This window comes from Microcella sp., assembly GCF_051860105.1.
Classification (GTDB): Bacteria; Actinomycetota; Actinomycetes; order Actinomycetales; family Microbacteriaceae; genus Microcella.
Genome location: NZ_JBHYEO010000030.1, coordinates 1 through 19,244, shown reverse-complemented (window position 1 = coordinate 19,244; position 19,244 = coordinate 1). Strand labels below are relative to the sequence as shown.

The window sequence follows — 19,244 nt, the reverse complement described above, 5'->3', positions numbered from 1 at the left end:
GACTGACCGGAGTCAGCCGGTAGCGGGGCTACCGACTAGTTGGCCTCGGTCGGCTCCCAGTCCCATGCGTTCCAGAAGATGGTCGGCGACAGCGGACCCGGCTCCACGTTCGTCACGCGGTCGGAGAACGCGGTGACGGCGGGGAACTGGAAGATGGTCAGACCGTAGAAGTCGTCCATCAGGAGCTTGTCGATCTCGACCTGGATCTCGATCTGGCGGTCGACGTCGAGCGTGACGTCGAGCTCGTCGAGCAGCGCGTCAACCTCAGGGTTGCTGTAGTAGTTGAGGTTGTTGATGCCACCCGTGCGGAACGTCGGCGAGCTGTTAGTCACACCGAGGCTCGTCGACTGCCAGCCGAAGAACACCGCGTCGTACGCACCGGGGGTGCCGAGCAGGCCACCCCACTCGGGGCTGCCGCAGTCCTCGATCACGAAGCCGGCCTCGGTGGCCGAAGCCTGGATGAGGGCGAACTCGTTCACGCGGCGCGGGTTGTTCGATGCGTAGAGGATGCAGACGTTCGGAGCGGTCACGCCAGCCTCAGCGAGGAGCGCCTTGGCACCCTCGATGTCGACCTCGGTGAAGGCGTCCATGCCGTTGTTCGCGACGGTCTCGTCGTAGCCGGGCGCGCCGGGGATGAAGATCTGCGAGTTGCGGACCTCAGCCTCGGGGTTGAGCGGCTTGATGAGCGTGTCGATGATCTGCTGGCGCGGGATCGTCTTGAGGAAGGCCTCGCGCACGAGCGGGTTGTCGAACGTGCCGTTCTTCGACTCAGCGAACTGAAGGTCGATGTGCTCGTAGACAGCCTCTTCACCCGAGAGCACGGTGACACCGTCGAGCGCCGCGAGGGCGTCGGCGACGTCGGCCGTGGCCTGCGGGCTGATGATGTCGACCTCACCGTTGGCGAGCGCCTGAACAGCGGCCAGCGGGTCGGTGATGAAGCGGATCGTGATCTCCTCGATGTTGGGGAGGTTGGCACCGCGGTAGTTCGGGTTCGCCGAGAGGGTGATCGACTGGTCGGCCACGAAGTCGGTGATCTGGTACGGGCCGTTGACGACCAGGAGGTTGGCGTCTTCCTCGCTCGGGAACTCGGTGAAGTTCCAGTCGGAGTTCCACGAGTTCGAGATCGGGGCGAGGGCCTCGGCGTCAGCGTTCTGGATCGCCTCGACCAGCGTGTTCTTGGCCTCGGTGGCGTCCTCGATGCCGAGGGCGCGCTGCGCGACGACGTGCGCCGGCAGGCCCACACCGAAGACGAGCTCCCAGTCGACGAAGAACTCGTCGTAGACGAGCGTGATCGACTTGCCGTCGATCTCGGGCGTCTCGGTGACGAGCTGCAGACCCGCGCCGATGGCGCCGTCGAAGTAGACGACGTCAGTGGGGTAGTCGTCGGTGAACTCACCGGTGTCGGGGTCGGTGAACTCGCCCGGGTCGAAGTCGGGGGTGTTCAGCACGCCCGAGTTGGCCGCCCACGCGAGCAGCATGTCGGCTCCGTCGACGGGGGTGCCGTCGGACCACTGCACGTCATCCGCGACGGTGTACTTCACGGTCAGCGGGTCCTCCGAGATGAGCTCGTAGGTTCCGAAGGACTCGTCCTTGAGAAGGCTCGGGGCGTTGTCGTAGTAGTTGAACGCGCCGCTCGTCAGGTACACGATGTTGGCGTTCGCCGTCGCGTTACCGAACGACGTGTTGCTGTTGTACGAGTAGAACGGCTGGTTCCACGCGACCGTGATGGAGCTTCCCTCGACGACCTCGGACTGCGGCGCTGCGCAAGCCGAGAGAACGAGAGCGCTCGCCGCGATCGTGGCCGTGGCGGCCGCGAATCTGCTGATACGCAATTTTCCTCCTGTGCAAGATGGACGCGTGGCGGCACGTTTTCCGAGCGCGCCGTCACGCCTGTTGGGTACGACCCTAGAGACCCAGAGATACCCCCGCCAAACTGTAGGCGGTTTCGTTACACACCGGTAACGCCCGCGCACGGAAGCCCGATGTTTCGCACGAATGTTGCGTCAGACCGTCGATGTTTTGCACGAATTCCTCACCGCCGTGCATCTGATTCACCTTCTTCGCACGAAGGTCGACGTGCGGCTCTCCGCGCCTGACGACGGAGGCTGTGGAGATGCGCCAAAGCTTGGCGAGCATCCCGAACGAAACTTGACGGATCTCCACAATGTGCTCGTCGGCGCAGCGAGAATGGGTCGGTGACCTCGCCTTCCGATGCTGATCCCGCTCGCCGCCGCCGCCCCGCTCCCCGACCGGGCGATCGGCGCATCCGTGTCGAGATCCTGATCGTGCTCGGCCTGTCGCTCGGGGCGAGCGCCGTGTACTCGCTCGTGGCGATCGCGAACCGCCTCACCCGCGACGTGCCGCTCGGCGACCAGACCGCCACGCTGAATCCCCCGCGCGATCAGCGCGAGATCTTCGATCTCATCTATCAGGTGCTCGGAGTGTTCTTCGACCTCGTACCTGTCGCGCTCGTCGCCTTCCTGCTGTGGAGCGCGACACGGCCGCACCTCGGCCGCCTCGGCATCGATCGAACCCGCCCCTGGCGCGACACGCGCGACGGCGTCGGGCTCGCGCTCGCCATCGGAATCCCGGGGCTCGCGCTGTACGTCGCCGGGCGCGCGCTCGGGGTGACGGTCACGGTCGTGCCGACCGCTCTCGACGAGCACTGGTGGACGGTTCCCGTGCTGCTGCTCTCGGCGCTGCGGGCTGGCGTGACCGAGGAGGTCATCGTCGTCGGCTACCTGTTCGCCCGGCTGCGCGACCTGCGCTGGGGCCCGTGGACGATCATCCTCACGAGCGCGCTACTACGCGCCACGTACCACCTGTATCAGGGCTTCGGCGCGTTCGTCGGCAACTTCGCCATGGGCCTGCTGTTCGGCTGGCTGTACACGCGCTACGGCCGGCTGCTGCCGCTCGTCATCGCGCACACGGTGATCGACGCCGTCATCTTCATCGGCTACCCCTGGGCGGCCGCTGCCTTCCCGGGCGTCCTCGCCCCGATTCACGTGCCGACGCCCTCATCGACCCCCTAGGCGAACTCGCTGATCGGAGGACAGGCGCAGACGAGGTTGCGGTCGCCGAAAGCCTGGTCGACCCGGCGCACCGGCGGCCAGTACTTCGCCGTGCGATCGCCCGACGAGGGGTAGACGGCCAGCTCGCGCGAGTACGCGTGCTCCCACTCCCCCGCGATGACGCTCTCGGCCGTGTGCGGCGCGTTCACGAGCGGGTTGTCGGCAGGGGGCCACTCGCCCGCCGCGACGCGATCGGCCTCCAGGCGAATGGCGATCATGGCCTGGATGAACCGCTCGAGCTCGGCCAGGTCTTCCGACTCGGTCGGCTCGATCATGAGCGTGCCCGAGACGGGGAACGACATGGTCGGCGCGTGGAATCCGTAGTCCATGAGTCGCTTGGCGACGTCGTCGTTGCCGATGCCCGTCGCCTCTTTGAGCGGTCGCAGGTCGAGGATGCACTCGTGCGCGACGAGCCCGTTCTCGCCCGCGTAGAGCACCGGGTAGTGGTCGCGCAGGCGCAGGGCGACGTAGTTGGCGGCGAGCACGGCGCTGGCCGTGGCATCCGTCAGGCCCTGAGCCCCCATCATGCGCGCGTAGGCCCATGAGATGGGCAGGATGCTGGCCGAGCCGTAGGGCGCCGCCGAGACGGGCGCTCCGCGGTGCTCGACGGTTCCGGCGTGGCCGGTCGTGTGATCGAACGGCGGGTGCTGGTGCATCTGGGCGAGCGGATGCCCGGGCAGGAACTCGGCGAGGTGCGCCTTGGCCGCCACGGGCCCGACGCCCGGCCCGCCCCCGCCGTGCGGGATGCAGAAGGTCTTGTGCAGGTTGAGATGGCTGACGTCGCCGCCGATGTCGCCGTAGCGCGCGTAGCCGAGCAGGGCGTTGAGGTTGGCGCCGTCGATGTAGACCTGGCCGCCAGCCTCGTGCACGGCGGCTGTGACCTCCATGACGTCATGCTCGTAGACGCCGTGCGTCGAGGGGTAGGTGATCATGAGCGCCGCGAGCTCGTCGCGGTGCTCCGCGATCTTGGCACGCAGGTCGGCGAGGTCGACGTCGCCCGTGTCGGTCGTGGCGATGACGACGACGCGCATCCCGGCGAGCACGGCCGAGGCCGCGTTGGTGCCGTGAGCGCTCGAGGGGATGAGGCAGACCGTGCGGTGCGCGTCGCCGCGCGATCGGTGGTAGCCGCGGATGGCGAGCAGGCCCGCGAGCTCGCCCTGCGAGCCGGCGTTGGGCTGCAGCGAGACGGCGTCGTAGCCCGTGAGCTCGGCGAGCCAGGTCTCGAGATGCCCGATCATGACGAGCGAGCCCTGCACGTCGTCGAGCGGCGCGAAGGGGTGCAGCCCGCTGAACTCGGGCCACGTGACGGCGGCCATCTCGGTGGCGGCGTTGAGCTTCATCGTGCACGAGCCCAGCGGAATCATGCCGCGGTCGAGCGCATAGTCGCGGTCGGCGAGGCGCTTGAGGTAGCGCATCATCGCGGTCTCGCTGCGGTGGGTGTGGAACACCGGGTGCGTCATGTACTCGGATATCCGGCGCATCCCCTCGGGCAGGTGCGACGTGAGGCTCACCCCGAAGCCGTCGCTCAGGCCGAACACGGCGGCGAGGTCGGCGGCCAGGCCGTCGGTGGCTCGGGAGAACCCGATGCCGCTCGCCGCGGTCACCTCGTCGAAGCTGAACCGCACGGTGTCGGCGTCGACCTGCCAGAGCAGCAGGTCGCGCTCTCGCGCGGTCTCGACGATCTCGGCCGCGCGGCCCGGCACGCGCACCTCGAGGGTGTCGAAGAACTCGGCGTGCGAGACCTCGATGCCCGCGGCGTGCAGACGGGCGGCGAAGCCGGAGGCCTGCGCGTGCACGCCTTCGGCGATGCGGCGCAGCCCGTCGGGCCCGTGGTAGACGCCGAACATCGAGGCCATGACGGCGAGCAGCACCTGCGCGGTGCAGATGTTGCTGGTCGCCTTGTCGCGGCGGATGTGCTGCTCGCGGGTCTGTAGCGTGAGGCGGTAGGCGGGGCGGCCGTCGGCGTCTTTCGAGACCCCGACGAGGCGGCCGGGCATCTGCCGCTCGAGCCCCTCGCGCACGGCGAGGTAGCCGGCGTGCGGACCGCCGAAGCCCATGGGCACGCCGAAGCGCTGCGTGGTGCCGACGGCGACGTCGGCACCGAGCTCGCCGGGGCTCGTGAGGAGCGTGAGGGCGAGCAGGTCGGCGGCGACGACCGCGAGACCTCCCTGCTCCTTGACGCGGGCGATGATCGCCGACGGGTCCCACACACGACCCGAGGCGGCGGGGTACTGCACGAACACGCCGAAGGCCTCGGGCAGATCGGCCGGGTCGGTGTCGGCGAGCGGCACGGAGCGCAGCTCGAGGCCGACGGCTTCGGCCCGCCCGTCGAGCACCGCCCGGGTCTGGGCGAAGATGTCGCTGTCGACCAGGAAGACGTTCGAGGCGGAGCCGGAGGCGCGGCGCGCGAGCATCATGCCCTCGACCACGGCCGTGGCCTCGTCGAGCATCGAGGCGTTCGCCGTGTGCAGGCCCGCGAGCTCGCTCACCATCGTCTGGAAGTTGAGCAGCGCCTCGAGGCGCCCCTGCGAGATCTCGGGCTGGTACGGCGTGTAGGCCGTGTACCAGCTCGGGTTCTCGAGCACGTTGCGCTGGATCACCGCGGGCGTCACCGTGCCGTAGTACCCCTGCCCGATCATGCTGCGCCGCACCCGGTTGTGCGCGGCCAGGGCGCGCAGCTCGGCGAGCGCCTCGGCCTCGGTCGCGGGCGCCGGCAGGCTGCGCAGCGGGGCTGTCTGGCGGATCGCGGACGGCACCGCAGCATCCATCAGCGCATCGAGCGAGGCGTAGCCGAGCGCGTCGAGCATGAGCTGGCGGGCGTCGGCGTCGATGCCGATGTGGCGGTCGACGAAGGGGATGCTCACAAGGGGCCTTTCATGTGGCGGGTGATGAGAGAGAAGAGGGAAGCGCTACTCGCCGATGAGGGCGCGGTACTCGTCGGCGCTGAGCAGCGCCGGGGTGCTCGAGACGCGCACCTTCACGAGCCAGCCCTCGCCGTAGGGGTCGGAGTTGATCGTCTCGGGCGCGTCGACGACGGCACTGTTGGCTTCGACGACCTCGCCGTCGAGGGGCGCGTAGAGCTCGCCGACCGACTTGGTCGATTCGACCTCGCCGACGATCGAGCCCGCGGCGAGCGCCGCACCGACCTTGGGCAGGTCGACGTAGACGACGTCGCCGAGCGCGTCGGCGGCGTACTGGGTGATGCCCACGGTGGCGACGTCGCCCTCGAGGCGCACCCACTCGTGCTCGGCGGTGTACTGCAGGTCGGCGGGAACGGCGCTCATGCGGGTGGCCTTTCGTTCAGCGGTTCGGTGAGGCGGTGCGGGGTGTATGGAGCACGGTGGAGGGGCGGATCAGGAAGGAAAGTAGAAGGGCAAGGCCACGACGGTGGCCGGAATCCGGGTGCCGCGCACGTCGACGTCGAGCACGGTGCCGAGCGCCGAGGCCTCGGGCGAGACGAACGCCATGGCGATGGGGTGGCCGAGCGTCGGCGAGAGTGCGCCGGAGGTGACCTCGCCGACGAGCGTGTCGCCGTGGAAGACGGGGTACTCGGCGCGCGCCGCGCGGCGGCCCTCGGCCTGCAGCCCGACGAGCACGGGGGCTCCCTCAGGAGGGCCGGCGAGAATCGCCTCCCGCCCGACGAAGGCGGGCTTATCGGTGACGACGACGCGCCCGAGGCCCGCCTGCACCGGCTGGATGCTCACTCCCAGCTCATGCCCGTAGAGCGGCATTCCTGCCTCGAGTCGAAGCGTGTCGCGGGCGGCGAGCCCGCACGGCACGAGACCGAGCGGCTCTCCGGCGGCGGTGATCGCGGCCCACAGTGCGGCCGCGTGCTCGACCGGCACGTACAGCTCGAAGCCGTCCTCGCCCGTGTAGCCCGTGCGCGCGACCATGAGCTCGAGACCCGCGAACGATCCCGAGCCCCAGGCGTAGTACTTCAGCTCGTCGAGCCCCTCGATGATGAGCCCCCCCGTTGCGGCGAGGATTCCGGCCGACGCCGGGCCCTGCACGGCGATGAGGGAGATCTGCTCGGTGCGGTCGTCGATCGTCACCTCGAATGCGCCCGATCCGGCTACTCCGCCGGCCCGCTGCTGCAGGGCCTCGACGACCGCGAAGCGGTTGGAGGCGTTCGCCACGACGAGAAAAGCGGTGTCGCTCATGCGGTAGACGATGAGGTCGTCGACGATGCCGCCCTGTTCGTTCAGCACGAGCGAGTACTTGGCCTTGCCGGGGGCCATGGCCGAGAGCCGACCGGCGAGAGCGGCATCCAGGAAAGCGGCCGCATCGGGCCCGTCGACCGCGATCTCGGCCATGTGCGAGATGTCGAAGATGCCAGCGGCGGTGCGCACGGCGTGGTGCTCGGCGAGGTCGGAGCTGTAGCGCACCGGCATCTGCCACCCTGCGAAGTCGGTGAACGCGGCGCCGAGCGCGACGTGCACGTCGTGCAGGGGCGAGTACCGCGGGGCGGTGGGGGTGTCGGACACGGAGTTCTCCTGACGCTGACGGTCGGTGGAACTCCCCCTCTGTCATGGTGCCTGAGAGTTTCACGCCCCCGGTCTGCTCGTGGCAGCCGGTGCGACGCTTTCACCGTGGGCGAGAGCGGCCCGTGCGGGTGCCCTGCTTTTCAGAGTGGCCTGGCAGATGCGGTACATAGACCTGAGAGATTGGCGGGGAGGCTTGCTCCTTCGGTGCCGCGGCCCCGGGGGCTGCGGCTCTCCCGCATCGCGGAAACGGCCGGTGTTCAGTTGTGGGTGCTCGGCTCACTCTACTCGCGCTCGGCGCGGCGCGCGTCGGCGGCGCGGCGCTCAGCGATCGTCGCGCTCGTCGCGCTCGTCGCGTTCGTCGCGGAAGTACCGCACGGCCTGCCAGACGAGAACCACCAAGCCGGTGAGAGCCATGATGACGAACACGGGGCCCGCCCACGCGGCGGTCGCGGGGTCGACGGGCAGGGGGAAGGCGATCGTCTCGACCATAGCGGCAGGCTACTCGTCGTCGAGTAGAGCAGAGAAGTCGTCGTCGTCGAGGCCCGGCATCGAGAGCATCTCGGCCGCACCCTCGGTCGCCTCGACGAGCCGGCTCAGCAGCTCGACGACGGTGGTGGACTGCAGGAGCCGCACCTGGTCGAGCGCTCCGAGGGGAGCGATGCCGGCGAGCTGCCAGCAGGCCTGCACCGGGTCGTCGCTCAGCTCGATGTCGGCAGGCCACTGCTGCTCGACGAACTCGCTCGCCCGGGCGATGGTGCGGCGCACCAGTTGCTCGGCCCGGTCGAGCAGGGGGCGGTACTCGTCATCCCACTCCAGCTCGGGGATCGATCGCACCTCCGCGCGCGGGTACGGATCGTCGTCGAGCCAGGTGACGACCTCGATGCGGCGGTCGCCCTGCGCGATCAGCCCGATGAAGCCCTCGCTCGTCTCGACGCGAGTGATCTGGGCGACCGTGCCGACCGGGAAGCGGTGCTCCCCGCCGCCGACCTCGCTGCCGCGCTCGATGAGCACGATGCCGAACTCGGGGGGCTCGTCGCCCAGGATCGTCGAGAGCATCACGATGTAGCGCTCCTCGAACACCCGCAGCGCCGTCGGCATCGCGGGGAACAGCACCGACCCGAGCGGGAACATCGGCATGACCGTCATGCGCACACGATCCCAGGCGTACCTGCGGATTCCCAGATACGATTTATACCCCTGGGGGTATAATCGGAGTCATGAGCACTCCCCCTCCCGACCGCAGCGAGCGCCCCGTGATCGGGGAATGGGTGGGAGGCATCGAGGTGCCCGTCGTCAACGAACGTGGCGTGCGCGCCTCGGCGGGGCTGCTGTTCCTCGTCGGATTCAGCGCCTGGTTGTTCGGCGTCATCACCGGCGACCTGCAGCCGATGCGCGTCTTCGGCATCATCTTCGCGGTCGAGATGTATGCGCGGCTTTTCGTGGGCACCCGGTTCACTCCGACGCTCGTGATCGGCACACTCATCACTCGCGCTCAACGCCCCGAGTGGGTCGAAGCGCGCTCGAAGACGTTCGCCTGGGGCCTCGGCTTCGCCATGGCGATGATCGGATGCCTCGCGCTCGGCTGGCTCGGCCTGCCCGCCATCATCGCCCAGACCATCTGCGGCATCTGCCTCGCCCTGCTGTACGTCGAGGCCGCGTTCGGGTACTGCCTCGGCTGCGAGCTCGCCCGTCGCTTCGCGCGCGAGAGGCCCACGCTGTGCGCCGGCGACACCTGCACCTACGTGCCGCCGAAGCGCGGCGAGCACCACCACGTCTGACTTGGTAACACCGCGCAGTCGAGCGGGGGGACGTTGGACCCTGACCGGTCGGTCGGCGCGGGGTTAGCCTGAGGGCGGCGCGAGGACGCGCATCCCATCGAGCAAGGAGCATCATGCAGATCAGTGGCAAAGTCTTCGCCGTCACCGGCGGCGGCAACGGCATCGGGCGCGAGGTCGTGCTCGGCCTCGCGGCGAAAGGCGCGCGCGTCGCGGCCCTCGACCTCAGCGAGGAGGGCCTCGCCGAGACCGTGCGGCTGGCCGGCCCGAACGGCGACCGCATCTCGACCCACGTCGTCAACATCACCGACCGCACAGCCGTCGAGAAGCTGCCCGCGGCGATCGTCAAGCAGCACGGTCAGGTCGACGGTCTACTCAACATCGCGGGCATCATCCAGAAGTTCGTGCCCGTCATGCAGCTCGAGTGGGATCAGATCGAGCGCGTCATCAACGTCAACCTCTACGGCACGCTCAACACGATCAAGGCGTTCTTGCCCGAGCTCGTGACGCGACCCGAGGCGGCGCTCGTGAACGTGGCGAGCATGGGTGCCTACGCGCCGGTTCCCGGCCAATCGGTCTACGGCGCCACGAAGGCGGCCGTCGCACAGCTGAGCCGCGCCCTGCACTCGGAGCTCATGGAGACGAACGTCGCCGTGACCGGCGTGTTCCCTGGCGCCATCGGCACGAACATCACGGTGAACTCGGGCCTCATGACGGCCGAGCAGGCGAAGGAGATGGCGGCCGCCGCGGGCGACAAGCAGCGCAAGACCACCGCGCCCGCCGAAGCCGGCCGTCAGATCATCGAAGCGATCGAGAAGGGCAGCTACGAGATCTTCATCGGCGGTGACGCGCGCATCATGTCGCGCCTCTCGCGCCTCAACCCGAAGAACGCCGCGGGGCTCATCTACAAGCAGATGAAAGACCTGCTCACGAGCATGAACTAACGAGACGGAGCCCGGCATGACGGAGCACCAGCCCTACACGGTCGTGCGGCGGCACGACGGGTTCGAGGTGCGCCGCTACCCCGCGCACATGCTCGTGCAGGTAGACGTTCGGGGCGGGCTCGATACGGGAGCGGGGGCCGGTTTCGGCCCCCTCTTCCAGTACATCAGCGGCGGCAACGCCGGTGGCAGGAGCATCGCGATGACCGCCCCCGTGCTGCAGCAGCCTCGCGGCGCCGGCGTGCAGACCGTGAGCTTCGTCATGCCCGCCGACCTGGACGAGGCGAGCACCCCGAACCCGCGCGACCCACGCGTGCGCACCGCCGCGGTCGGGCCGCGCCTCGTCGCAGCGCGCCGCTTCAGCGGCACGGCGCGGACATCGAGGTTCGCCGACCAGGGCGCCCAGCTCGTCGCGGCCGTGCGGGCGGCCGGTCTCGACCCGGTGGGCGACGTGTACTACGCGCGATTCGACCCGCCGTGGAAGCCGGGCTTCCTGCGCCACAACGAGGCGCTCATCGAAGTCGCCGCCGACCTCGCGCGCGACTAGTCCGCTCTCGTCGTCGCCGTGCGACGTCCGCGCAACACTCCGACCTCGAAGGCGGTCACCGCGACGAGGGTCATCGCCAGGAGCGGCAGCACGAACCACAGCATGACGTCGGTGAAGCCTGCGAGCGCGTCGTGCTGGGTCGAGGCGAGCACGAGATAGACCGTGTAGGCGATGTAGAGGGCGACGAACAGACCACCCTCCCACCGCGCGATGACGAAGCCGGTGAACGCGATCGGCAGCAGCGCGAGCGCGGTCGCGAGCATGAGGGGCAGGTCGAGCGCGATCGCGGCGGGCGGCACCGGGATGCCGTCGCCGAAGATGATGGCGGGCAGACCCAGCACCATGCCGATGTTGAAGATGTTGCTGCCCACGATGTTGCCGACCGCCATGTCGCGCTCACCGCGGCGCACCGCGATGATCGAAGTCGCGAGCTCGGGCAGCGAGGTGCCCACGGCCACGACCGTGAGGCCCACGATGAGGCTGCTGACCCCGAGGCTCGTGGCGATGCTGACCGCCCCGTCGACGAGCAGGCGGGCTCCGAGCACGAGCAGGGCGATGCCGACGACCAGCAGGATGCCCGCGAGCCAGAGCGGAACCGGCTTGGCGTTGAGCGGCATCGTGTCGGCCGCCGCCTCGCCGGCCGACTCCCGTCGCCCCACGACGATGCTGACGACGGTGTGCAGCGCGAGGCCGGCGAGCAGTAGCACGCCGTCGAGAACGCCGATGCGCCCGTCGAGGCTGACGACGACGAGCAGCACCGAGATGCCCACCATGATGGGGATGTCGAAGCGCACGAGCTGCCGCTTGATGATGAGCGGCGTGACGAGGGCCGAGAGCCCGAGGATCAACAGGATGTTGACGATGTTGCTGCCGACGACGTTGCCGAGGGCGAGGTCGGGCTCGCCCTCGATGACAGCGCCGAGCGTGACCGCGAGCTCGGGAGCCGACGTCGCGGCAGAGACGACGACGAGCCCGATGACGAGGGGTGAGATGCCAGCGCGCGCGGCCAGGGTCGAGGCGCCCCGCACGAGCGCCTCACCGCCTGCGATGAGCAGCACGAGCCCGGCGACGATGAAGGCGGTGTCGAGAAGCAGCACGCTGACAGCCTAGGGTCGGCGAGGCTCGTCTCTTCGAGCGATCGTGCGCGGTCAGTCGTCGTCGGGCAGCCGGGCGAGCCAGCGCGTGAGCACCCGCTCGAGCGTGCGGCGGTCGGCCTCGTCCAACAGTTCGATGAGCCGGTGCTCGTTCTGCATGTGCCGCGTGAAGGCGTCGTCGATGAGCGCACGGCCCTGCTCGGTGAGGGCGACCACCCGGCCGCGGCCGTCGAGCTCGCTCGGGCGGCGCTGCACGAGCCCCGCATCCTCGAGACGATCGACGCGCTTGGTCAGCCCGCCGCTCGTGATCATGGTGCGCTCGGCGAGCTCGGTGGGGGTGCGCTCGAAGGGGTCGCCCGCGCGGCGCAGAGCGGCGAGCACGTCGAACTCTCCGGCCGAGATGCCGTAGTCGCGGAAGACGACGGCGAGCTCATCGGTGAGCCGAGCCGAGATGCGGTGCAGCCGCCCGATGATGCCCTGCGGTGAGACGTCGACATCCGGGCGCTCGCGCGCCCATTCGCGCTGGATGCTCGCCACCCGGTCATCCGGTTCGGGAGTTTTCTCGGCCACAGGGGAATAATACCTTCCCCGGAAGATATTGTCTCTTCCATGGAAAGTAATTGGAGATGGCTCCTCGTCGCCGCGATCGCCCCGATCGCCTGGGGCTCGACCTACGTCGTGACAGCACAACTGCTGCCCGCCGATTCGCCCCTGTGGGGCTCGGTGCTGCGCGCCCTGCCCGCAGGGCTGCTGTTGCTCGCCCTTCCGGCGCGCGAGACCGGTCGCCGGCTGCCGCGGGGCGCCTGGTGGTGGCGGTCGGCCGTGCTGGGCGTGCTCAACGTGGGCGCGTTCTTCATCCTCATCTACCTCGCGGCCCAGCTTCTGCCTTCGAGCCTCGCCGCCATGCTCATGGCCACCTCACCCGCCGTCATGATGCTGCTCGCCTGGCCCCTGCTGAGGGAGAGACCGCACGTGCTCTCGCTCATCGGCGCCGTGCTCGGCTTCTCGGGCGTCGCCCTCATGCTTGCCACGGGCACCGCCGAGGCGAACCCCGGGGGCGTGGTCGCCTCGCTCGCGGCCATGACGATGTCGGCGCTCGGGTTCGTGCTCACCAAGCGCTGGGGCGGCGGGGTTCCCCTGCTGTCGCTCACCGCGTGGCAACTGACGGCCGGCGGCCTCGCCATCGTGCCCGCCGCCCTGCTGGTCGAAGGCCTCCCGCCCGCGTTCACGGGCACCGAGCTGCTCGGGTTCGGCTACGTCACCCTGGTCGCCACTGCCGTCGCCTACGTCGCGTGGTTCTCGGCGCTGCGCCATCTCAGCGCCGGCGCGGTGGGGCTCATGGGTCTGCTGAACCCTGTCACCGGGGTGGCGCTCGGCGCGCTCATCGCCGGCGAGGCCTTCACGGCGCTGCAACTCGTCGGCATGGGGCTCGTGCTGCTGGGCATCATGCTCGGGCAGCCTGCCGTCCGGCGTGCCGCGTCTCACATCTCGATCGGATGGCCCTTCGCCCGCCACTCGCGGATCCCGCCCTCGACCGTCGAAGCGACGAGCCCCGTCGCGGCGAGAAGCTCGGCCGCGGCCTGAGCACGCGCGTTCTGGTCAGACATGAGCATCACCGGCTGGTCGGCGGGCAGCTCGTGCAACCGATGGGGCAGCTCGTGCACGGGAATGTGGTGGGCACCGCGCGCGTGCCCGGCCATGAACTCCTGCTCATCGCGCACATCGACCATCAGCACGCCGTTGTGCTGCTGCGCGAGCGCGGCCTCGACCGAGATCGAGTCGTACTTCTTCGTGACGAGCTTCGAGTACGGGCTGCTCATGACAGCCCCCTTCCGCATCGAGGGGCCGCACCCTGCGGCCTCGGTGGCGCCGAGCGTACTCCGCAGGCGATCGGTCGACTAGGGACCTTCGACCCGCAGCAGCGTGAGCAGGAACAGCCGCACGGTGCGCCCCGAGTCGCGCTCGTAGGCGCGGTACTCGGGCCACTGCGACTCGAGGTGGCGCCAGACGCGATCGCGGGCATCCCCCTCGATGACGGATGCCCGCACGGCGTAGCGCCGCCCCCGCACGGTGATGACGGCCTCGGGGTGGGCGAGCAGGTTGTACGTCCAGGCGGGGTGCGTCGCGGCCGCCCAGTTCGTGCCCGCGACGATCGCCCGACCGTGGCCGTCGGCCGTGTACATGAGCACGGTGTCGCGCGGCAGGCCGCTCTTGGCGCCCGTCGTGGTCAAGATGAGCGAGGGCACGAACAGGCTGCTGAGCTGGGCGCGGCCGCCCGTCGCCGCCGCGAGCGCGCGCTCGACCGGGGGCATGACCCGCGGCGCCGCCCAGCGCCAGGCGGTCGTGCGGGTGATCGCCGAGACGACGATGCGCACGCCGCGCACGATCGGGTCGGCCGTCGGCAGGGGCCGCAGCTCGGTCATCGGGTCGCCTCGACCGCGGTGGGCAGGTTCTCGGCGATCCAGTCGTTCCAGACGCGCACGGTGCGCCAGCCGGCGCGCACCCGGTCGACGAGCTCGGGCCCGGTCATCCAGTCGGCGGGTGTGTGCTCGGCGGCGATGGCCAGGCGCTTGAGCCTCAGCAGGGCGATCTTCGGGTGGTCGACGCTGAAGCCGCGGGGGGCGGTGGCGAGGGCATCCGTCGTCATGATCGCGAACCCGCTCTCGGCGACCTCCTCGAGCGTCGCCTCGAGGTCGCCGACGAGACGGTTGTCGTCGACGATCTCGCGGAACCGCGCGAGCTGCTCGCGCGCCGGCTGGTAGAGCCCGCCCGCGAGCATGAGTCCGTGCCGCGAGAGCTGCAGGTAGTAGGTCGCGGCCGAATCATCGGCGGTCACGAGCCCGAGGTGGTCTTTGTAGGGGCGCTTGTCGGCGCTGAACCGAACATCCTTGTAGGGCCGGAAGATCTTCAGCGGGCCGAACTCGCCGCCGAGCGCGTCGACGAGCCGCTCGACGGGCGCCTTCACGCGCTCGTCGTAGCGCGTCTTGTTCGCGAGCCACCACTCCTTCGTCTGGTGGCGCTCGAGCTCGGCGTAGAAGGCGAAGGCGTCGGCGTCGAGCCCTGCCGTCTCGGGTTCTGTCGCGGTCATGGATGCTCGCTCTCGGCTCGCGCGGCGGTCAGGGCGCCCAGCGCCAGGTCGAGGCGCTCGGCGAGATAGGCCTCGAGGGGGCGCAGGGCGGCGTCGGGGGCAGAGGGGATCCACCGCACGAGCACCCCGCGCTCGCCCAGAACGAGCGGCCCGCGCTCGCTGGCCATCGCGGCCGGGTCGTCGAGCGGTAGCCGTCGCGAGTCGATCACCACGGTGCTGCCCTCGGGCAGGCGCGCGTCGAGCAGCCGCTGGCGCAGCTCGCGGCGAGCCCGCGCGCTCTCCGACTGGTGGCCCGGCAGCACCTGCCGGCTGGCGCGCGCGATGCGCCCCGGCGCGAAGGCGTCTCCGCTCGCGGTGACGAGCAGCGCGCCGAGCACGTATCCCTCGCCCGTGCGGCGGAAGGTCTCGCGGCGCGGGATCACGCCGAGCGCGCGGTGAGCCGGCACGGTCGTGGCGAGCTGCTCGGGGGCAGCGCCGGCCGTGGCGAGGCGCCCGGCGGCCGCGGCGAGCGCGGCGCGGGCCTCGGCGAGCGCGCGGTGGGCATCCACCCCCTTATCGTGCCCGACGCGGCTGAGCGGGCACCACTGGGATCGGATCGACGCGAGAGCGCGTCTCGCGGCAACTTACGCTTGTCGCATGATCCTGCGACGTGTCATCGCCCGGGTGTTCTGGGCGTTCAGCCGGTGGCGACTCGACTCCGAACCCGCACCCGATCGCCCGACCGTGCTCATCGGGGCCCCGCACACGTCGAACTGGGACTTCGTGTTCATGCTCGCGATCGCCTGGCGGATCGACATGCACTTCCGCTGGCTCGGCAAGAAGAGCCTGTTCCGCGGCTGGCGCGGACCGATCATGCGGCGCCTCGGCGGTATCCCCGTCGATCGGGAGGCACCCAGCGCGGTCGTCGCCGACGTCGTCGAGCGCATCCGCTCGGGAGAGGTGTTCGGCCTGGTGGTGACACCCGACGGCACCCGCAAGGGCCACAGCCACTGGAAGTCGGGCTTCTACCGCATCGCGCGCGAGACCGGACTGCCCGTCACGCTCGGCTACGTCGACCGCACCACCATGACCACGGGACTTGGACCGACGATCGAGCTGACCGGTGACGTCTCGGCCGACATGGATCGCATCCGCGCCTTCTACGCCGACAAGTCGGGGGTCCGCCCCGAGCACCGCGTCGAACCGCGACTGCGCGAGGAGTTAACGGCCTGAATCTGCTCTAGCCGAACAGTCCGATTACGAGGCCGACGAGCGTGTAGTTGAGCACGTCGCTGCCGACCTCGATGATCCACACCGTCAGGCCGTGACCGGCGAACAGGCGGTGGCTGAGCGAGCTCGCGGCCGCGAAGCCGATACCGAGCAGCAGCCCCGTGAGGGCGCCGCCGAGCGGACCGACCGGTCCGGCGGCGAGGTCGACGAAGGAGATGACGGATGCCACGGCGATCACCTGCACGAGCGCGCCCACTGCGGTGAGCCCGAACACCAGCGCCATGTTGCCGCCGCCCGGCACGTCGTCCTCCGACCGGCCCATCGCCTTCCACCAGACAGGGAAGAAGGTCTTCGGCCCGAACCAGAGCGCGCCCGCGGCGAACGCGACGACGAAGGCGACGAGGATGGCCAGCCAGTTGAGCTCGAGAAGGAACATGGCCGCGAGAGTACTCCCCCGCGAGAACCCGCGTACAGGCTGGGATTCCCGCGGATGTCAGCGCTTCTGTCGTGACGCGCGGCTCGGCTAGGCTCTCGCCGAGCATGCGCTGGAGCATCCCGAACCGAGAGGCCACCCCATGGCAGAACGCAAGACCACCAAGACGGTCGTGAGAGTCGAGGTCGACGAGTCGGCCGCGGAGCGGGCCGCGTCGTCGGACGCCCCTGCGTCGACCGACTGGAAGCCGAGCGCCGAGGCGAAGGGGCAGGCCACCGGACTGCGCTGGGGCGCTGCGGCGTTCTGGGCCGGCGCCCTGATCGGCGAGGGTCTCGCGATCTACTGGCTGCTCTGGCTCGAGCCGTTCAAGCCCGCCGTGTCGGCTCCGTGGTTCGTGAACTCGGAGACGGCCCTGTGGCTGCTGCTCGGCATGCTCGTGGGCATCGGCCTGCTCGCCGTCGCGGGCTCGCAGCTGTGGAAGAAGGCGAACCGCCTCGACCCGGCTCGCAAGTCGGAGCCGTTCCGCTTCTTCGTGCAGAACCAGCTCGGCGCCATCATCACGATGATCGCGTTCCTGCCGCTCATCATCCTGATCTTCCTGAACAAAGACATGGACGGGAAGCAGAAGGGCATCGCGGGCGCCGTCGGCATCGTCGTGCTCGTCGTCGCGACACTGCTCGGTGCCTCGTTCAACCCGCCGTCGGTCGAACAGTACGCCAACGAGGGGCAGATCCCCGAGTACACCGCGATCGTGCAGGAGCTCACCGGCGAGGACTACGTCACGTGGACGCAGAGCGGCGACGTCTACCACCTGTGCCTCGACGCCTCGGCGGTCAACCGCGTGTCGGCGGACGGTGCGATCTACGAGGGCACCGTGGATGCCGCGCACGCCGACGGCAAAGAGGGGCTGACCCTGCAGGTCGAGCAGGAGCTCGGCGAGTGCGGCCTGCCCGAGCCCGAGAACCTGTCTGACCTCGAGGCGGAGATCCGTGAACTCCGCGAGACGGTCGACGTCGCGCCGGTCGAGGAGGCGCCGGTCGAGGAGCCCGCGGAGGAGCCCGCCGGCTGAGCCTGGCCGCTTCGGTCGGGATCGGCGGTTGCCGATCAGGTCACGGCCGTGCTCGCTCGAGGGCATCCACGATTCTGAGACGGTTCACTCTTCGTTCGCCTCACGAGGTCGACCTGGGTGTTTCATAGAGACCATGGACATCGTCAAGATTGAGAAGAAGCAGGTTCTGAGCAGGGAAGAGGCCGCTCAGCAACTCCGCGCGATCGCGGACGAGCTGGCGTCGGGCAACGGCATCCTCATGGAGCGTGACGGCCTGAAGGTCACCGTCAAGGTTCCTGACGAGGTCACCATGGAGGTCGAGGTCGAGATCGAGCGCGACGAGCGGGAGTTCGAGATCACCCTCTCCTGGTAGACGTGGCTACACGTTGAAGCGGAACTCGACCACGTCGCCGTCGTGCATGACGTAGTCCTTGCCCTCGATGCGGGCCTTGCCCTTCGCGCGCGCCTCGGCGACCGAGCCGCACTCGACGAGGTCGTCGAACGAGATGACCTCGGCCTTGATGAAGCCCTTCTCGAAGTCGGTGTGGATCACGCCGGCGGCCTGGGGGGCCTTCCAGCCCTTGCCGATCGTCCAGGCGCGCGACTCCTTCGGGCCGGCCGTCAGGTAGGTCTGCAGGCCGAGGGTGTCGAAGCCGATGCGAGCCAGCTGCGCGAGGCCGCTCTCGCTCTGACCGGTCGAGGCCAAGAGCTCGGCGGCGTCGTCGGCATCCATGCCGATCAGTTCGCTCTCGATCTTCGCGTCCAAGAACACCGCCTTGGCCGGGGCGACGAGCGCCGCCAGCTCGGCCATGCGGGCACTGTCACCGAGAACGCCCTCGTCGACGTTGAACACGTAGATGAACGGCTTCGCGCTCAGCAGACCGAGCTCGCGGATCGGGGTGGCGTCGAAACCGGCGGAGGAGAGGGTCGTTCCGGCTTGGAGGAGGGCCTGGGCGGCGAGGGCCGCATCCAGCACTGACGGGTCGGCCTTCTTGCCCTTGACCTCTTTCTCGTACCGCGGGATCGCCTTCTCGAGCGTCTGCAGGTCGGCGAGCATGAGCTCGGTGTTGATGGTCTCCATGTCGCTCGCCGGGTCGACGGCTCCGGCGACGTGCACGACATCGCTGTCGGTGAAGGCGCGCACGACCTGCGCGATCGCGTCGGACTCACGGATGTTCGCGAGGAACTGGTTGCCCAGGCCCTCGCCCTCGCTCGCGCCCTTGACGATGCCCGCGATGTCGACGAACGAGACCGTGGCGGGCAGGATGCGCTCGCTGCCGAAGATGCCCGCGAGCACCTGCAGGCGCGGGTCGGGCAGTTCCACCACACCGACGTTGGGCTCGATCGTGGCGAACGGGTAGTTCGCCGCGAGCACGTCGTTCTCAGTGAGCGCGTTGAAGAGGGTGGACTTGCCGACGTTGGGCAGGCCGACGATGCCGATAGTGAGAGCCACGAGGGTCAAGCCTACCGGCGCAGGGTGCGCGGCTAGCGTGGGGGTATGAGCCCCTTCACTCTCCCGCCCGCCGACCGCACCCGCCCCGAGCTGCGTGGCAC

The 19,244-nt window shown here is 69.6% G+C and carries 22 protein-coding genes and 2 riboswitches; of the genes, 8 read left to right on the top strand and 14 right to left on the bottom strand.

The window, feature by feature from the left end:
- Positions 1-35: 35 nt before the first annotated feature.
- Entirely contained in the window at positions 36-1,832 is a 1,797-nt protein-coding gene (locus ACTIE9_RS12210; protein ID WP_439565842.1) for an ABC transporter family substrate-binding protein, read from the bottom strand.
- Positions 1,833-2,195: 363 nt separating this feature from the next.
- Here ACTIE9_RS12210 and ACTIE9_RS12205 point away from each other — a divergent pair, with 363 nt between their 5' ends.
- On the top strand, positions 2,196-3,032 hold the full coding sequence (locus ACTIE9_RS12205) for a CPBP family intramembrane glutamic endopeptidase (RefSeq protein ID WP_439565841.1): 837 nt from the start codon (positions 2,196-2,198) through the stop codon (positions 3,030-3,032).
- Here the strand turns inward: ACTIE9_RS12205 and gcvP are convergent.
- The 5 genes from gcvP to ACTIE9_RS12180 form a co-directional block, all read right to left on the bottom strand.
- Positions 3,029-5,878, bottom strand: a complete 2,850-nt coding sequence (gene gcvP, locus ACTIE9_RS12200; RefSeq protein WP_439565844.1) for an aminomethyl-transferring glycine dehydrogenase — start codon at positions 5,876-5,878, stop codon at positions 3,029-3,031. The genes ACTIE9_RS12205 and gcvP overlap by 4 nt on opposite strands.
- Positions 5,879-5,980: 102 nt before the next feature.
- A complete protein-coding gene (gene gcvH / locus ACTIE9_RS12195) occupies positions 5,981-6,355 on the bottom strand; it encodes a glycine cleavage system protein GcvH (RefSeq protein ID WP_439565840.1) in 375 nt (124 codons plus the stop codon).
- A gap of 69 nt (positions 6,356-6,424) precedes the next feature.
- Positions 6,425-7,555: a glycine cleavage system aminomethyltransferase GcvT gene (gene gcvT / locus ACTIE9_RS12190; RefSeq protein ID WP_439565839.1), complete on the bottom strand. Its 1,131-nt coding sequence runs from the start codon at positions 7,553-7,555 to the stop codon at positions 6,425-6,427.
- A gap of 29 nt (positions 7,556-7,584) precedes the next feature.
- Positions 7,585-7,705, bottom strand: a riboswitch (glycine riboswitch).
- A riboswitch (glycine riboswitch) is annotated at positions 7,706-7,801 on the bottom strand.
- Between the two features lie 75 nt (positions 7,802-7,876).
- Entirely contained in the window at positions 7,877-8,044 is a 168-nt protein-coding gene (locus tag ACTIE9_RS12185) for a hypothetical protein (protein ID WP_439565838.1), read from the bottom strand.
- Positions 8,045-8,053: 9 nt separating this feature from the next.
- Entirely contained in the window at positions 8,054-8,701 is a 648-nt protein-coding gene (locus ACTIE9_RS12180) for an LON peptidase substrate-binding domain-containing protein (RefSeq protein WP_439565837.1), read from the bottom strand.
- Positions 8,702-8,772: 71 nt separating this feature from the next.
- Between ACTIE9_RS12180 and ACTIE9_RS12175 the strand changes: the two genes are divergently transcribed.
- The 3 genes from ACTIE9_RS12175 (at position 8,773) to ACTIE9_RS12165 (ending at position 10,818) form a co-directional block, all read left to right on the top strand.
- Positions 8,773-9,333 carry a DUF4395 domain-containing protein gene (locus tag ACTIE9_RS12175; RefSeq protein ID WP_439565836.1) on the top strand — a complete coding sequence of 187 codons (561 nt, stop codon included), beginning with the start codon at positions 8,773-8,775 and terminating at the stop codon, positions 9,331-9,333.
- Positions 9,334-9,446: 113 nt separating this feature from the next.
- Positions 9,447-10,274, top strand: a complete 828-nt coding sequence (locus ACTIE9_RS12170) for an SDR family NAD(P)-dependent oxidoreductase (protein ID WP_439565835.1) — start codon at positions 9,447-9,449, stop codon at positions 10,272-10,274.
- Between the two features lie 16 nt (positions 10,275-10,290).
- Complete coding sequence (locus tag ACTIE9_RS12165) at positions 10,291-10,818, top strand: SOUL family heme-binding protein (protein ID WP_439565834.1); 528 nt, start codon at positions 10,291-10,293, stop codon at positions 10,816-10,818.
- Here ACTIE9_RS12165 and ACTIE9_RS12160 read toward each other — a convergent pair.
- Together ACTIE9_RS12160 and ACTIE9_RS12155 are read right to left on the bottom strand one after the other, a co-directional pair.
- Positions 10,815-11,915, bottom strand: a complete 1,101-nt coding sequence (locus ACTIE9_RS12160; protein ID WP_439565833.1) for a calcium/sodium antiporter — start codon at positions 11,913-11,915, stop codon at positions 10,815-10,817. The two genes, ACTIE9_RS12165 and ACTIE9_RS12160, sit on opposite strands and share 4 nt — an antisense overlap.
- Positions 11,916-11,966: 51 nt before the next feature.
- Positions 11,967-12,482: a MarR family winged helix-turn-helix transcriptional regulator gene (locus ACTIE9_RS12155; protein WP_439565832.1), complete on the bottom strand. Its 516-nt coding sequence runs from the start codon at positions 12,480-12,482 to the stop codon at positions 11,967-11,969.
- A 39-nt stretch (positions 12,483-12,521) separates the two neighbouring features.
- On the opposite strand from ACTIE9_RS12155, the gene ACTIE9_RS12150 reads away from it, so the two are divergent.
- Positions 12,522-13,496 (top strand): DMT family transporter, encoded by a 975-nt coding sequence (locus ACTIE9_RS12150; protein ID WP_439565831.1) that lies wholly within the window; start codon positions 12,522-12,524, stop codon positions 13,494-13,496.
- On the opposite strand, the gene ACTIE9_RS12145 is transcribed toward ACTIE9_RS12150, so the two are convergent.
- From ACTIE9_RS12145 to ACTIE9_RS12130, 4 genes are all read right to left on the bottom strand, one after another.
- Complete coding sequence (locus ACTIE9_RS12145) at positions 13,394-13,732, bottom strand: rhodanese-like domain-containing protein (RefSeq protein WP_439565830.1); 339 nt, start codon at positions 13,730-13,732, stop codon at positions 13,394-13,396. The genes ACTIE9_RS12150 and ACTIE9_RS12145 overlap by 103 nt on opposite strands.
- A 78-nt stretch (positions 13,733-13,810) precedes the next feature.
- Positions 13,811-14,335: a nitroreductase family deazaflavin-dependent oxidoreductase gene (locus ACTIE9_RS12140; RefSeq protein WP_439565829.1), complete on the bottom strand. Its 525-nt coding sequence runs from the start codon at positions 14,333-14,335 to the stop codon at positions 13,811-13,813.
- A complete protein-coding gene (locus tag ACTIE9_RS12135) occupies positions 14,332-15,000 on the bottom strand; it encodes a DUF2461 domain-containing protein (RefSeq protein ID WP_439565828.1) in 669 nt (222 codons plus the stop codon). Before ACTIE9_RS12135 ends, ACTIE9_RS12140 begins: the two co-directional genes overlap by 4 nt.
- Positions 14,997-15,548, bottom strand: a complete 552-nt coding sequence (locus tag ACTIE9_RS12130) for a hypothetical protein (RefSeq protein ID WP_439565827.1) — start codon at positions 15,546-15,548, stop codon at positions 14,997-14,999. Before ACTIE9_RS12130 ends, ACTIE9_RS12135 begins: the two co-directional genes overlap by 4 nt.
- A 91-nt stretch (positions 15,549-15,639) precedes the next feature.
- Here ACTIE9_RS12130 and ACTIE9_RS12125 point away from each other — a divergent pair, with 91 nt between their 5' ends.
- Complete coding sequence (locus ACTIE9_RS12125) at positions 15,640-16,212, top strand: 1-acyl-sn-glycerol-3-phosphate acyltransferase (RefSeq protein ID WP_439565843.1); 573 nt, start codon at positions 15,640-15,642, stop codon at positions 16,210-16,212.
- Between the two features lie 7 nt (positions 16,213-16,219).
- On the opposite strand, the gene ACTIE9_RS12120 is transcribed toward ACTIE9_RS12125, so the two are convergent.
- Entirely contained in the window at positions 16,220-16,645 is a 426-nt protein-coding gene (locus ACTIE9_RS12120) for a DUF1761 family protein (protein WP_439565826.1), read from the bottom strand.
- Positions 16,646-16,784: 139 nt separating this feature from the next.
- Between ACTIE9_RS12120 and ACTIE9_RS12115 the strand changes: the two genes are divergently transcribed.
- The gene (locus ACTIE9_RS12115; RefSeq protein ID WP_439565825.1) at positions 16,785-17,711 is read left to right on the top strand and encodes a hypothetical protein; all 927 of its coding nucleotides are present in this window, start codon (positions 16,785-16,787) and stop codon (positions 17,709-17,711) included.
- A gap of 133 nt (positions 17,712-17,844) precedes the next feature.
- Positions 17,845-18,063, top strand: coding sequence for an amphi-Trp domain-containing protein (locus tag ACTIE9_RS12110; protein WP_439565824.1), 219 nt, complete (start codon positions 17,845-17,847; stop codon positions 18,061-18,063).
- A gap of 6 nt (positions 18,064-18,069) precedes the next feature.
- Here the strand turns inward: ACTIE9_RS12110 and ychF are convergent, their stop codons facing one another.
- Complete coding sequence (ychF, locus tag ACTIE9_RS12105; protein WP_439565823.1) at positions 18,070-19,143, bottom strand: redox-regulated ATPase YchF; 1,074 nt, start codon at positions 19,141-19,143, stop codon at positions 18,070-18,072.
- Positions 19,144-19,244 lie beyond the last annotated feature (101 nt).